The following is a 14,443-nucleotide window of genomic DNA, read 5'->3' on the forward strand; positions in this document are numbered from 1 at the left end:
GGCAGTCCGGGGATTCCGGGCTCAGGACTTGAGGACCTGGATGAAGGCTTCCTGCGGAATGTTCACGCTGCCGATGGATTTCATCCTCTTCTTGCCCTCCTTCTGCTTCTCGAGCAGCTTGCGCTTCCGCGAAATGTCACCGCCGTAGCATTTCGCCGTCACGTCTTTTCGCAGGGCGCTCACGGTTTCGCGCGCGATGAACTTCCCCCCAATCGCAGCTTGAATGGCAACTTGGTACTGCTGCCGCGGAATCACTTCCTTCAACTTCGTCGCCAGCATGCGCCCGCGGTATTCGGCCTTGTCCCGGTGCACAATGCACGAAAACGCATCCACCGTTTCCCCATTGACCAGCATGTCCAGTTTGACCATGTCCGAAGCCTTCAACGGCCCCAGTTCGTAATCCATCGAGCCAAACCCGCGCGTGATGCTCTTGATGCGGTCATGGAAATCAATGAGGATTTCGTTGAGCGGCAGGTCGCAGGTGAGCATCACCCGGCGCGAGTCCAGGGTTTCGGTATGCACCACCGTACCCCGCTTCTCCGAAATCAAAGCCATGATGTCGCCGATCGATTCATTGGGACAAATGACGAAGGCTTGGACCGTGGGTTCCCGGATCTCGGCGATGTAATTCGGCTCCGGAAGATACGCCGGATTATCGATATGTTTCACCTCCCCGTTGGACATCACAACCTCGTAAACCACGCTGGGATACGTCGCGATAATGTCCATGTCGTATTCGCGCCGGAGCCGTTCCTGCACGATTTCAAGGTGCAGGAGCCCGAGGAAACCGCACCGGAACCCGAATCCCAGCGCCACGGAACTCTCGGATTGGTAGACAAACGCGGAGTCGTTGAGCTGGAGCTTGGCCAAATTGGATTTCAAGTGCTCGTAATCGGCGGTGTTGATCGGATAAATTCCACTGAACACCATCGGATTGATTTCCTGAAAGCCCGGCAGGGCCGGTGAAGGAAGTCGCGAATCGGTCAGGGTGTCGCCCATTTTCACGTCCTTGGGCGTCTTGATGTTCGCCGTGATGTAACCGGTCTCGCCGGTTTCCAGCTTCTCGCGAACGTAGGGCTTCGGATTGAAGCTTCCCACCTCCTTGATCTCAACCGTCTTCCCGGAATGCAGCATCTTCACCTGCAATCCGGCCCGAAGCTCGCCATTGAACACACGCACGTGCGTGACCACGCCCTTGTAAGTGTCAAAGTAAGAATCAAACAACAGCGCCTGCATCGAACGTTCGTTGGTGGACTTGGGCGGCGGCACCCGCGCCACAATCGCTTCCAGGATATCCTCGATCCCGATGCCTTCCTTGGCGCTGGCCAGAATCGCGGTGTCCGCCGGAATCGCCAGAATGTCCTCCAGTTGCGATTTCGTCAGTTCCACATTGGCGTGCGGCAAATCAATCTTGTTGATGACCGGGATGATCTCCAGCTTCTGCTTCATGGCCAGATGAACGTTGGCCACGGTCTGCGCCTCCACACCCTGCGCCGCGTCGATGATCAACAGCGCGCCCTCGCACGCGCTCAAGCTTCGCGACACCTCGTAGGAAAAATCCACATGACCCGGAGTGTCGATCAGGTTCAGCTCATAAGTTTCGCCGTTCTTCGCCTGATAAAGCATCGTGACCGGATGCGCTTTGATCGTAATCCCGCGCTCCCGCTCCAAATCCATCGAGTCCAGTAGCTGGTCCTGCATCTCGCGCGTGGCCACGGTGCCCGTCCGGTGAAGGAGGCGGTCCGAAAGGGTCGTCTTCCCATGGTCAATATGGGCGATGATGCTGAAATTCCGAATATGTGCCGTGTCCATGCTATGTCGACTACCGCAAAAACAACCGCGTGACCATAATGGCCGAAACGCTCATGAAAAGCAGATTCTCCGGGCCATCCGCTTCCCCGTCTCCACCATCCGGGCCGCTCCCGCCTCCGTCGCCGCCTCCGCATAAATCCGCAAGACCGGTTCCGTCCCCGATCCCCGAACCATCAGCCACGAACCATCCCTCGCGGTGTACTTCACCCCGTCAAAACTCTGCACCTTTTCCACCGGCGAATTCAGCAGTTTCGCGGGCGGATGGTTCCGGCAAGCTTCCATCAACTCCGCCCGGCGCTCGACCGGAAAATGCGTGTCCAAGCGGGCGTAGCGATGCGGACCGTATTTCCTTTCCAGGCCCGCGAGCAGTTTTTCCAAAGGTCGCCTCTCCACCGCCAGCATTTCCAACAGCATCAGACCGGCCAGAATGCCGTCCCGCTCCGGGATATGTCCCGGAAAACCAATCCCTCCGCTCTCCTCCGCCCCGAGAAGCACGCCCCCCTTCAACATCTCCGCCGCGATGTACTTGAAACCCACTCCGGTTTCAACCAGGGGCAAGCCGGCGTCGGCGCACATCTTGTCGATCATGGACGTGGTCGTCAGCGCCTTCACCACCCGGCCCTGGAGTCCGCGATGGACCGATAAATGCCGCAAGAGCAGGGCGATAATCGCGTGCGTGGTGAGCGCCCCGCCCCGCCCCGTCATCCCGCCCACCCGATCGGCGTCGCCGTCCGTCACCAGGCACAGGTCGTGCGGATGCTTGCGAAGAAAGGCGCTGGAGCGGGAGTAATTCGCCGGAACCGGCTCCGGATTAATGCCGCCAAAGAAGGGATCATGGGTTGCATTCAGCGTGGTCACACGGCAACTCGTGCCCTTCAACAATCGGTCGAAACATCCCGCCCCCACGCCAAACAGCGCCTCGTGCGCGAAGCGAAGACCGGATCCCGCGACGAGCTTGAAGTCCACCAATTGCTTTAGACGCCGCAAGTGCGCGGTCGTAAAATCGTGGATCTCGATCGCATCCTCCCGGGCTTCCCCTGCGGGGACTTCCAGCTCCAAGCACGCCTCGATCCGCTGGCAAAGCGCCGGGTCCGCGGAGCCCCCGAAATGGGCCTTCACTTTGAATCCGTTGAACCGGGGGGGATTGTGGCTCGCGGTCAGCATCACTCCTCCAACCGCCTCGTGTTCGACCACGGCCAGAGACAACGCCGGAGTCGGAAGCGGCGCCGGGGACATCAGCACTTCGAAGCCCCGGGCCGTCATGACTTCCGCCGTCGTCCTCGCGAAGCGATCACTTAAGAATCGGCGGTCGAATCCGACCACCACCCTCTTTCTCCGTCCCGCCGTGGGCTCCTTCAACCAAACCCTCGCCGTGGCGTCCGCCACCCGCGCCACGTTGTCGAACGTGAAGCCCTCGGCAATCACGGCCCGCCATCCGTCCGTTCCAAATCGAATGTTCTCCATGCGAATGAGGTTCCAGGATCGTCAGGACTTTCGCGCGGCGGCCTCGGCGCGATGCACCGCCTTGCGCAGCTTTCTCACCCCCGTCGCGAAACTTCGCTGTCCAAACAAGCTCGTGCCCGCGACAAAGGTGTCCGCCCCCGCGGCCGCGCATTCTGCCGCGGTGCTCTCGTTGATGCCGCCATCGACCTCGATGCGGAAGTTCAGTTGCTTGTCCTCCCGCAGCCGCCGAGCCTGTTGGATTTTCGGCAGACACTCCGCAATGAACGGCTGCCCGCCAAAGCCGGGGTTCACGGTCATGATCAAGATCAAATCGACCCGCTTGAGGTGCGGCAGAGCAGCTTGCAAGGGCGTGGCCGGATTTAAGGCCAGGCCGGCCTTTACGCCATAGGACTTGATTTTGTAAAGCAGAGGCGCCACCCGCTCGTCCAGTTCGGCATGAATCGTCATCAACTCCGCCCCGGCCTTCACGAACGGCTCCAGCAGAATCTCCGGTTTCGAGCACATCAAATGCACATCGAAAAACATCCGGACTACCGGCCGCAGCCGTCTCACCACATCGGGACCGAATGAAATGTTCGGCACGAAATGGCCGTCCATGATGTCCAGATGAAGCCACTCCGCCCCGGACCGGGAAGCGCGTCCAGCTTCCTGGAATAGTTTCCCGAAATTCGCAGCCAGCAGGGAGGGCGCAATGATGGGTGTCATGGAATGCTCGGCATGTCGGGAGGCCCCTTGAGGCAAGGCGGGCTGTAACCATCACCCGCGGATCCGCCTGGATAGTCCTTCGGATCCGCTCCCGGATCGCAACACCATCCGCTCACGCGGGTGCGGGTGCGGGACTCCCATCCAGGCCGGGCTCGATTTTGGGCGGCACCGGCTTGGCGGCCTCGACCGTCGACGGTGGGGGTTGAGGTGGCAAGGTGGGAGGCGTGAACTGGCCGGTCTTGACGATCTCGCGCACCTGCTCTCCATCCAGGGTCTCGTATTCCAGAAGTGAATTCGCGATCAGTTCCAGCTTATCGTGATGGGTCGCGATCAGATCTCGCGCCCGTTGATAGCCTTCGTCGATCAAACGCTTGACCTCGGCATCGATCTCCTGCGCGGTCTTTTCGCTGTAATCTTTGCTGCGGATCATTTCCCGCCCCAGGAACACGTACTCTTGATTGTCACCGTACTGGACCATGCCCAGAGAATTGCTCATGCCCCAGTGACAAACCATCGCCCGTGCCAGATGGGTCGCCTGCTGAATGTCTCCCGAAGCCCCGGTCGAGATGTCTCCCGACACAATTTCCTCCGCGATGCGCCCGGCCATGGTCACTGCAATCATGTCCTGCATCTCCTTGCGGCGGCGGTTCAAGACGTCCTCTTTGGGCAGCGACATCGTGGCGCCCAACGCCTGACCGCGGGGAATGATGGTGACCTTGTGCAACGGGTGCGTGTGCTCGAGCAAGACGCTCACCAGAGCGTGACCCGCCTCGTGCCAGGCGGTGAACTTCTTCTCCACGTCGGTCATGGCAAGGCTGCGGCGCTCGCGTCCCCAGCGGACCTTGTCCCTCGCCTCCTCCAGTTCCTTCATGCCGATGGATTTTTTATTCGTCCGGGCCGCAAGCAACGCGGCTTCGTTCAGCAGATTCGCCAACTCCGCGCCCGAATAGCCCGGGGTGCCCCTCGCGATCACGGCCAAGTCCACATGGCTGTCGAGCTTTACGTTCCGCGCATGCACTTTGAGAATGGCCTCGCGCCCCCTCACATCCGGCAGACTCACGGTGATTTGGCGGTCAAACCGGCCCGGACGCAGCAAGGCGGGATCCAGCACGTCAGGTCGATTGGTGGCGGCAATGATGATGATGCCCTCCTGAGTGTCGAACCCGTCCATTTCCACCAGCAAAGCGTTGAGCGTCTGCTCGCGCTCGTCATTGCCCCCGCCCAAACCATGGCCGCGGCTCCGCCCCACCGCATCAATCTCGTCGATAAAAATCAAACACGGCGTGTGCTTGCGCGCCTGCTCGAACATGTCCCTGACCCGGCTCGCTCCCACCCCGACAAACATCTCCACGAAATCGCTGCCGCTGATGCTGAAGAACGAGGCGTCCGCCTCCCCCGCGATGGCTTTCGCCAGCAAGGTCTTCCCCGTTCCGGGTGCGCCCACCATCAAGATGCCTTTCGGAATACGGCCCCCCAGTTTCTGAAACTTCTTCGGATCCTTGAGAAATTCGACGAGCTCGGAAACCTCGTCTTTGGCCTCCTCAATGCCCGCCACGTCCTTGAAGGTCGCGCGATTCTTCTCTTTGCTGAGCATCCGCGCCTTGCTCTTGCCGAAACTCAACGCGCCCTTCCCCGCCATCTTGATCTGCCGGACGAAAAAGAAATACACGAGTAGCGCCAGGAAAATGAACGGCAGAATCGCGTAGACGAAATTGATGAGCAGCGTGTTGGGCTCGCGCGTTTCGAAGCCCTTCAACATCAGCTTCTCTTGAAGATCCGGCTTGATAAACGCTTTCAGCGTAAACCGCTTCAACTGGCCGTTTTCCCAATATTCCCCCTCGACCAGGCGGAGGTCGGACGACTGCGGATTGAAGATGATCGTGCCGCCCTTCACCATGTTGGACTCCACCAACTGGGTGAACTTAAGGTAACTGATGCGGCCGGTGGAATCCTCGGTGCGGTCTTTGTAAAAGACCAGGAGCATGATCGCCCCGAAAATGGCGACCCAAATCAGCCACGCTCGAGGAGGAAGCTTCGGATCCCCGTTGCTCTTGTCACCGCGACCAGAGTCGCCCTTTCGATTTTCATCAGACATTTCTCGTCCTATTAAACGACGTAACGTATCACGGAAATACCGGACCCGCAAGGAACAATCCAGAATCCAAGCGCCTTGAATTCAAGGCGTTTCAAAGACGTCCCCCACGGTCCTCGAACCCTTCCAGACCAAAAGCCTGCGCGTGCCGGGACGAATCTTCACCCGGTCGCTGATGCCGGCTCCTTCCGCCCAAACCACCTCACCCCCCAAGCCAACCAGCACCGCCGCACCCTCCCTCTGCCATCGCGGAAACTTCCGATCCACCCAAATATCGTGCAGTTTCTTCCTTCCCTTCATCCCCAAGGGACACATGCAATCTCCCATCCTCCAATTCCGGAGGATCCATCCCTCGCCGCATCGGTCCAAGTCCATCCGCTCTTCCCCTGGAATAAACGGCAGCTTCAGCAACGCCTCCGCCTCCTCTCCCTCCAAGGTGTGCCATGTGAACTGGAAAGCGCCTGCGCTCCCCCGTCCTTTTCCCTTCCCCAGCGTCAGGCTCCTCGAATACTCGCGAAGGGCGGGCAGGAACTGCAGACGGCCCCGGGGCGTGCGGATCACATGACCCTCGCCCCTCAGGCTCCGGCGCACCCGGGCTCTCGTCCGCAAGAACTCCACGTCTTCCAGGGTCGGATTCATCTGCAGTCGTTCGAACTCCAAAACCATGACCTGACGCTGCAAAGCCGGGGGCAAATCCTCAAAAATAGCGTCAGGCTCGCGCAACCACTCCCTCGCTCGCTGCCGAACGAATTCCGATTCGTCTCCCATCACTCTCAAAACCCGACCCGCGCGTGCAGCCAGTGATCCAGGCTCCGCCTTCGCCCACACCGGCAGAACTTCTGATCGAATCCGATTCCTCGGAATGGTCACATGCGCGTTGCTCGAATCCTCCACCCACAACAGTCTCCGCGACTTCGCCCATGCCTCCAATTCCGCCCGCGACAATCCCAGAAAGGGTCGCGCCAATACCACGGCGGAATCTTCGGCACTCGGCCCCCACTCCCTCATCCCCGATGCGCCCCAGCCCGCGGTGCCGCGGGCCAGCCTCATCAGATGCAACTCGAGTTGATCGTCCGCGTGATGGGCTAGCAACACATGCTTCGCTTGCACGGACCTCGCCACTCGAGCCAGGAACCGATGCCGTTCTTTCCGCGCCCACATTTCCACGGAAACGCCGCCGGAAGCCCTTCGGTCGAATGGGGCCGGACCTCCGAGATGGAACCGAATTCCCAATCGCGCGGCCTCCTTCCGGCAGAAGCCCTCGTCTCGATCGGACTCATCGCCCCGCAGACGGTGATTGAAATGCGCCAAGTGTAACTTCGACGGGTCGCCGCCCTCCCTCCTCCACGCTTCCACCATCGCGTTCGCCAACACGACCGAGTCCATCCCGCCCGACACGGCCACCACCTGCGGCTCTTCCAGGCTGGCAGACAACCCCTTCCAGCAGTCCAGCATGGCCTGGACCACGGGGTCGTTGCTTGGGCTGCGACGAGAGTCTCGTTTCACGAGCGATGCTCCAGATGTTTCAACGCCGCTAAACCTTCACCCGGCGGGCCGCGTGAAAGCACGCGGCTCCCGTCGAAAAAGGGAGTGCCAGAACGGGCCCGGTCACCCGACCCGGCGAGGGCGTCAAGAAGGAATCACTCCGACAGCGAAAGCAAGGTCGTTCGGATCCGGTCAGGCCGCGGTTTTCTTCGAAATGGTGTGGGTGGCGTGGCCTAAAAAGGCTTCAGCGGCTTCCATCAGGGTCTCGGACAACGTCGGATGCGCATGCACCGTCATCGCCAGATCGCGCACGGTGGCTTGCATCTCCACCGCCAGCACCGCTTCTCCGATCAATTCGCCGGCGCCATGCCCGACGATGCCCACACCCAAGATGCGCTCCGTCCCCGGTTCGACGATCAACTTCGTCAATCCGTCCACCCGGTCGAAAGTCAATGCCCTCCCGGAAGCGCCCCACGGGAACTTGGTCACTTGCACGGCAATGCCTTTGGTCTTCGCCTCGGCCTCAGTCAGGCCACACCACGCCACCTCGGGGTCCGTGAACACGACCGCCGGGATAATCGCGTTGGCGCTCGTCAACGATTCTCCAGTGATCGATTCGACCGCAGTCCGCGCTTCGCGAGAGGCCTTGTGCGCCAGCAATACTCCGCCGGCGATATCGCCAATCGCGTAAATCTTCGGATCCGAGGTCCGCTGGCGCCCATCCACCTTGATGAAACCCTTTTCGTCCCGGGACACCTGGGTATGCTCGAGTCCCAGGTCTTCCGCGTTGGCCACCCGCCCCACCGACACGAGCACTCGGTCAAAGAGTTCCTCCTTCCGCTGTCCATCATGGTCGATCAGGACTTTGATCTGCTTGCCCGCCGTGGACATGTGCTCGACCCGGGCTTTCAAACGCACTTCTCGAAACGCTTTCTTGGCATAAGCCATGACCGGACGCGTCAAGTCGGGATCGGCGCCCATGAGGATGGAATCCAAGGCTTCCACCAAGACCACTTTGCTGCCCAGGCTGGCATAGACGGTGCCGAGTTCCATGCCGATGTAACCGCCCCCGACCACGAGCAGGTTCTCCGGGACGTCATCAACCTCGAAAGTTTCCTTCGAAGTCATGATCCGGCTGTTGCCCAGATCGAACGTCTTGGGCAGGGCCGGCCGGGATCCGACCGCGACGATGGCTTGCTCGAATTGAATAAACTGCTGGCCGGACTCGGTCTCCACCCTCAACGTCGAGGAGTCCTCGAAATAACCGCGTGCCTTGATCACCGTCACGCCCCGCTTCTGGGCCAGCGTGGCGATGCCCCCGCTCAGTTTTTGCAGGATGCCATCTTTCCAAGCTCTGAGCTTGGCCATGTCCAGCGTGGGCGGCGCGAAAACAATGCCGCGGTTCGCCGACTCGCGCGCTTCCGCGATCATGTGGGTGGCGTGCAAATAAGCCTTCGAAGGAATGCATCCGCTGTTTAAGCAGGTGCCGCCCAGCCGGTTCTCCTTCTCCACCAGGATCACCTTTTTGCCCAAATCCGCCGCGTAAAACGCCGCGGCATAGCCCCCGGGCCCGGCCCCGACCACTACGATTTCTGTTTTGATTGGATCCATGAAATTGATGATCTCCTGTCGAATGGACTGGCCGGGGGTCAACGCAAAAGCGCCTCGTCGAATTGGGACAGCGAGGCGCCGAAATCCACCACCCATCGGGCCGCGGAGCCGCCATCAATCAATCGATGGTCGTAGGACAACGCGATCGGCATCAGCGTGCGAATCTCCACCCGGCCCTCCACCGCGACCGGTTTGGCCGCACTTCTCCCCAGTCCGAGAATGGCCGACTCCGGCTTGTTGATGATCGGCGTGAAATGGGTTCCGCCGATCCCGCCCTGGTTCGATACCGTAAAGGTGCCGCCTTTGAGTTCATCCGGCGCAACCTTGCGCTCGCGCGCCTTCCGGGCCAGGGACTCCAACTCCCGCGCGATCTCCAAAACACTCTTGCGCTCCACGTCCCGGAGCACCGGCACGATCAACCCCGCCTCCGTGTCCACCGCGATGCCCAAATGAACGTGATCCTTGAACACAATCTCCTCGGTCGCCTCGTCCAGGCTCGCGTTGAAGATGGGATGTCGCATCAACACGCCGGACAGGGTCTTCAGAATCAGAGGTGTCAGCGTGAGCTTGACGCCGCTGGATTCGAAAGCCTTCGCGTGACGATGGCGCACTTCCATGAGCCGCGTGACGTCAAGATCGTCGAACTGCGTCACATGCGGAATGGTGGAGGCATTCTCGACCATCCGGCGGCTGATCACTTTCCGCAACGAGCTCATGGGCTGCCGGCGGACCGGCCCCCACGCGGAAAAATCAATGGAAACCGGCTTGGCCGCGCCCGGCGAAGCTCCGGCGCTTGAACCCGCCGGCGGCGCTTCTGCCAAAGCCAGGCATTGCTGCATCCAATCGCGCAAGTCGGCAAGGGTGACCCGCCCCCCCGTCCCGCTGCTCCGCACGCGGCGCAAATCAATGCCCAAATCTCCGGCGACCTTCCGCACATAGGGAGAAGCGGACGGCATCGGACCGGAAAGGTTGGCGCCTGAATTCCACATGCCGCCGGTGGTCACCCCGGCTGCGGCCGGCGGTGTGGCGGCTTGTGCGGCCCCATGAGCGGGCTGCACTCCAGCAACAGGCGGTGAAGCCGAAGGCGCGGTGGATCCGTTCCCGCCACTCAACACGGCAATAACCTGGCCATAGGAGAGGCGATCGCCAGGCTTGACCCGCACCGATTCCACCCTGCCGGTCTCGGAACTGGGAATGGGCGCGACGGCCTTCTCGCTCTCGAGTTCGAGGATGGTCTGCCCTTTCGTGACCATGTCACCAGGGTTGATGAGCACGCTCACCACGACTCCCGACTCGGCACCTTCACCTAATTGGGGCAATTTCAAATCCATAACAATGGTTATTCCCTCCGCAGCCGCGAGCCTCTCGCTCTACAAACACTCCGGATGCGCTTTCTCCGGATCCACACCCAGTTCGCGAATCGCCCTCGTCACTTCGGCGCGGGGAACCGTGCCGCGCCGGGCCAGCGCGTCGAGGGTGGCGATCACCACGCTCTCCGCGTCCACTTCGAAGAAACGCCGCAATTTCTCACGGGTCTCGCTCCGTCCAAATCCATCCGTTCCCAGCACGGTCAAACCGCCGGGAACCCAGGACGCGATTTGCTCCGGCACGATCTTCATGAAATCGCTCACAGCGATGAAAGGGCCCTTCTCCGCCGCCAGCAATTCCTCGACGTAACTCCGCCTGGGCGCGGACTCGGGATGCAGGCGATTCCACCGCTGAACCTCGAGAGCCTCGTTCCGCAAGGATTTGTAATTGGTGGCGCTCCAGACGTCCGCGCTCACCCCGAACCGATCCGCCAGGATTTCCTGTGCCTTCAACGCGCTCCGCAAGATGGGGCCTGAACCAAGAATGTGCGCCTTGTGGGCGGCGCCCTTGGGACCCGCCTTGAACTTGTAGAGCCCCTTCAGAATCCCTCGCTCGCAACCTTCCGGCATGGGCGGCATGAGGTAGTTTTCGTTATAAAGGGTCAGATAGTAGAAGATCTCCTCCCCCTCCGCGTACATTCTCCTCAACCCATCCTGCAGAATCACGGCCACCTCATACGCAAAGGCCGGATCGTAGGTGAGCAGGGTGGGAATGGTGCTGGCCAGCAACAAACTGTGGCCGTCCTCGTGTTGCAACCCTTCGCCGTTGAGGGTCGTCCTTCCCGCCGTGGCCCCCAGCAAGAATCCCTTGGCCCGAATATCCCCCGCCAGCCACATCTGATCCCCGATGCGCTGAAACCCGAACATGGAGTAATAAATGAACAAGGGGATCATGTTCACCCCCATGTTGGCGTAAGCCGTTCCGGCGGCAATGAAGGACGACATGGAACCTGCCTCGGTGATGCCCTCCTCCAAGATCTGACCGTCCCGGGTCTCGTGGTAGTAAAGCAGCGACTTGCTGTCCACCGGCTCGTACAGCTGACCCTTGGGGGAATAAATCCCGATTTCCCGGAACAAGGCGTCCATCCCAAAAGTGCGCGCTTCGTCCGGAATGATCGGAACGATATGGCGGCCGATGTCTTTGTTTCGCAGCAAATGACTCAGCAATCGCACGAAGGCCATGGTCGTCGAAACTTCCATGGTGCCGCTGCCCTTCAAGAACTCCCGGAAATCGGACAAGCCGGGCGTTTTCAGCGCGGGGGCCTTCACCTCGCGTTTCGGCAGGAAACCACCCAAGGCCTTCCTGCGCTCGATCACGTAGGCCGTCTCCGGGGCGTCGGCCGCAGGGCGGTAAAAAGGCGTGTCGACGATCTCCTCGTCGCTGATGGGGATGCCGAATCGGGCCCGGAATTCCCGAAGCTCTTTTTCATTCAGCTTCTTTTGCTGGTGCGAAATGTTGCGGCCTTCACCCGCCTCTCCCAATCCATACCCCTTGACGGTCTTGGCCAGAATGACCGTCGGCTGACCCTTGTGCTCCACGGCCGCCTTGAAGGCCGCATGGACCTTGCGCATGTCGTGACCGCCGCGCAGCAACTTCCGGATCTGGTCATCCGTCAGATGATTCACGAGCTTGAGCAACTCCGGATATTTCCCGAAGAAATGCTTGCGAGTGTAACTGCCCGGCTCGACGGAATACTTCTGGAAATCGCCGTCCACCGCCTCCTCCATCCGCTTCAGAAGCAATCCGGACTTGTCCGCCGCAAAAAGCGCGTCCCAATCGGACCCCCAGATCACTTTGATGACGTTCCATCCCGCCCCGCGGAAAGCGGCTTCCAACTCCTGAATGATCTTGCCATTGCCGCGCACGGGTCCATCCAGACGCTGCAAATTGCAATTCACAATCCAGGTCAGATTGTCCAAATGCTCCCGTGAAGCCAGGGTGAGCGATCCCAGCGTTTCCGGTTCGTCTGATTCGCCGTCCCCGACAAAAGCCCACACCCTCGGCTCGGGACCCTTGAGAAAACCTCGAGCCCGCATGTAACGCAGAAATCGGGCCTGATAGATCGACAGGATCGGCCCCAGCCCCATCGATACGGTGGGAAACTGCCAAAAATCCGGCATCAGGTAGGGGTGAGGATACGAGGACAATCCCCCTCCCTCCGCCAGTTCCTGTCGAAAATGCTGCAAATGCCGCTCGTCGAGGCGGCGCTCCAAGAACGCGCGCGCGTAATTTCCTGGCGTGGCGTGGCCTTGAAAATAAATCATGTCGGCGATGCGCCCATCATCACCGCCCCGGAAAAAATGATTGTAGGCCACCTCGTAAAGCGTCGCCGAGGAAGCGTAGGTGGAAATATGACCGCCCAAACCGCTGTGCTTTCGGTTGGCATTGACCACCATGGCCATCGCGTTCCACCTCATCAAACTCTTGATGCGAACCTCCAAACGCCAGTCGCCCGGATACTCGGGCTGCTCCCCCAGCGGGATGGTGTTCAAATAAGGCGTGCTGACCGGACGCGGCACCGGCACCCCGGCCAAAGTCATCCGCTCGGCAATGCCATGCAGGATGCGGGAGACTTGCTGCGGCTCGTGGTCCTTGAGCATCAAACTGAGCAGCGTCTCCATCGACTCAGCCAAACTTTGTCCGTTGACGCTCGCGAGGCGAGGGCCGCTCGAAGCAGCGGAAGATTCAGGCTTCGGTCTCAAGATTTGTTTCATCGCCCAGGTTCAAAAAGCGGGCTATTTAGGGGGCCAGTCTAGCACCTGTCACCATAAATCCAACCCCTTGCTCGTCCTCAACCTCAACTTATCCACCCCAGAACACAATCTTGCTCTGGACGAAGCGCTCCTCGAAGCGGTCAATTCGGGCGAACTTGAACCCGTCCTCCGATTCTGGGTTCCCGACCAAACATTCGTTGTCCTTGGATATTCCAATGACAAAACCAAGGAAGTTAACGTTACAGCCTGCCTTCATGACCGGGTTCCGGTTCTTCGAAGATGTTCGGGTGGGGGCACGGTCGTGATGTCGCGGGGTTGCTTGAATTATGCCCTCGTGCTTCGTATGGATCCCGGCGGCGAATGGCAGGATTTAGGCCATACCAACCGCAAGATCATGGAGTTCCATCGTGCTGCCGTTGAAAAACTCATCTCCGCCCCGGTTCAAGTGCAGGGCATCACGGATCTCACGTTGGACAATCTCAAGTTTTCTGGGAACGCGCAGCGCCGCCGCGCCGCGGCGCTTTTGTTTCACGGCACTTTCCTTCTTGATACCGACCTTGACCTGATTTCCAGGTATCTCGCCCACCCAAGTTCAGCTCCTGCTTATCGAGTGGATCGGCCTCATCAGGATTTTCTGACCAGGCTTCAGGTCTCCCCCGATCGCCTCTTGCAAGCGCTCTGCCAGTGTTGGTCGGCGCACGATCCCATGCCTGAATCTCGTGTGCCGTGGGTTCGCGTGCGCCAACTGCTCCGAGACCGGTATGAAGTCGCAGGTTGGCACGACCATCGCGAGATTCCTGCCTGAGGTTCGCGCCCCAGTGCGAAGCGGGGCGGGTTTGAAGTTTCAAGACCAAGGCGTGAGCGGCCGGTTCGAATCTCACGCCAAGGGCGCCAAGGTCGCAAACGAGGGAAAGGACCGCTACATATCCATGCCGCCGGTGATTTCCTCCGCAAAGGGGTTAACGACACATTACAAGGACGTCATGTGACGATCCGGCGGACCCTTCCTCGTCCGCGCAGGCCTTCCTTTGCGTCCTTTGCGTCCTTTGCGTGAGACCAACCTGGACCAACCTCACGCCAAGGTCGCAAAGGTCGCAAAGGAGGGGAAGGACGGCATCCATGAATCAATCATTGCGGCTTCGGAAAAGTTGACGGTTCCTCCCAAATGGTGCTCTCTTGCCGCTGTGATCTC

The 14,443-nt window shown here is 60.2% G+C and carries 9 protein-coding genes; 1 reads left to right on the forward strand and 8 read right to left on the reverse strand.

Annotation, left to right across the window (positions count from 1 at the left end; all coding sequences use genetic code 11):
* Window positions 1-21: 21 nt before the first annotated feature.
* The 8 genes from lepA to aceE form a co-directional block, all read right to left on the reverse strand.
* Entirely contained in the window at window positions 22-1,812 is a 1,791-nt protein-coding gene (gene lepA, locus FJ404_04595; protein MBM3822166.1) for an elongation factor 4, read from the reverse strand.
* A gap of 51 nt (window positions 1,813-1,863) precedes the next feature.
* Window positions 1,864-3,276 carry a phosphoglucomutase/phosphomannomutase family protein gene (locus FJ404_04600; GenBank protein ID MBM3822167.1) on the reverse strand — a complete coding sequence of 471 codons (1,413 nt, stop codon included), beginning with the start codon at window positions 3,274-3,276 and terminating at the stop codon, window positions 1,864-1,866.
* Between the two features lie 21 nt (window positions 3,277-3,297).
* Window positions 3,298-3,981, reverse strand: a complete 684-nt coding sequence (rpe, locus tag FJ404_04605; GenBank protein ID MBM3822168.1) for a ribulose-phosphate 3-epimerase — start codon at window positions 3,979-3,981, stop codon at window positions 3,298-3,300.
* A 112-nt stretch (window positions 3,982-4,093) separates the two neighbouring features.
* The gene (hflB, locus tag FJ404_04610; GenBank protein ID MBM3822169.1) at window positions 4,094-6,076 is read right to left on the reverse strand and encodes an ATP-dependent zinc metalloprotease FtsH; all 1,983 of its coding nucleotides are present in this window, start codon (window positions 6,074-6,076) and stop codon (window positions 4,094-4,096) included.
* 81 nt (window positions 6,077-6,157) lie between these two features.
* Window positions 6,158-7,579, reverse strand: coding sequence for a tRNA lysidine(34) synthetase TilS (tilS, locus tag FJ404_04615; protein MBM3822170.1), 1,422 nt, complete (start codon window positions 7,577-7,579; stop codon window positions 6,158-6,160).
* Between the two features lie 171 nt (window positions 7,580-7,750).
* Window positions 7,751-9,169: a dihydrolipoyl dehydrogenase gene (gene lpdA / locus FJ404_04620; protein ID MBM3822171.1), complete on the reverse strand. Its 1,419-nt coding sequence runs from the start codon at window positions 9,167-9,169 to the stop codon at window positions 7,751-7,753.
* 38 nt (window positions 9,170-9,207) lie between these two features.
* Window positions 9,208-10,500 (reverse strand): branched-chain alpha-keto acid dehydrogenase subunit E2, encoded by a 1,293-nt coding sequence (locus FJ404_04625; GenBank protein ID MBM3822172.1) that lies wholly within the window; start codon window positions 10,498-10,500, stop codon window positions 9,208-9,210.
* A 39-nt stretch (window positions 10,501-10,539) separates the two neighbouring features.
* Window positions 10,540-13,251, reverse strand: coding sequence for a pyruvate dehydrogenase (acetyl-transferring), homodimeric type (aceE, locus tag FJ404_04630; GenBank protein MBM3822173.1), 2,712 nt, complete (start codon window positions 13,249-13,251; stop codon window positions 10,540-10,542).
* Here aceE and FJ404_04635 point away from each other — a divergent pair.
* Entirely contained in the window at window positions 13,088-14,056 is a 969-nt protein-coding gene (locus FJ404_04635; GenBank protein ID MBM3822174.1) for a lipoate--protein ligase family protein, read from the forward strand. The genes aceE and FJ404_04635 overlap by 164 nt on opposite strands.
* Window positions 14,057-14,443: the final 387 nt, after the last annotated feature.

Source organism: Verrucomicrobiota bacterium (genome assembly GCA_016871495.1).
GTDB lineage: Bacteria > Verrucomicrobiota > Verrucomicrobiia > Limisphaerales > VHDF01 > VHDF01.

Coding starts and splice junctions, on each gene's coding strand:
- rpe (MBM3822168.1), bottom strand. CDS start 3,981: ATGACACCCATCATTGCGCCCTCCCTGCTGGCTGCGAATTTCGGGAAA.
- lpdA (MBM3822171.1), bottom strand. CDS start 9,169: ATGGATCCAATCAAAACAGAAATCGTAGTGGTCGGGGCCGGGCCCGGG.
- lepA (MBM3822166.1), bottom strand. CDS start 1,812: ATGGACACGGCACATATTCGGAATTTCAGCATCATCGCCCATATTGAC.
- hflB (MBM3822169.1), bottom strand. CDS start 6,076: ATGTCTGATGAAAATCGAAAGGGCGACTCTGGTCGCGGTGACAAGAGC.
- FJ404_04625 (MBM3822172.1), bottom strand. CDS start 10,500: ATGGATTTGAAATTGCCCCAATTAGGTGAAGGTGCCGAGTCGGGAGTC.
- FJ404_04635 (MBM3822174.1), top strand. CDS start 13,088: ATGCCATGCAGGATGCGGGAGACTTGCTGCGGCTCGTGGTCCTTGAGC.
- aceE (MBM3822173.1), bottom strand. CDS start 13,251: ATGAAACAAATCTTGAGACCGAAGCCTGAATCTTCCGCTGCTTCGAGC.
- FJ404_04600 (MBM3822167.1), bottom strand. CDS start 3,276: ATGGAGAACATTCGATTTGGAACGGACGGATGGCGGGCCGTGATTGCC.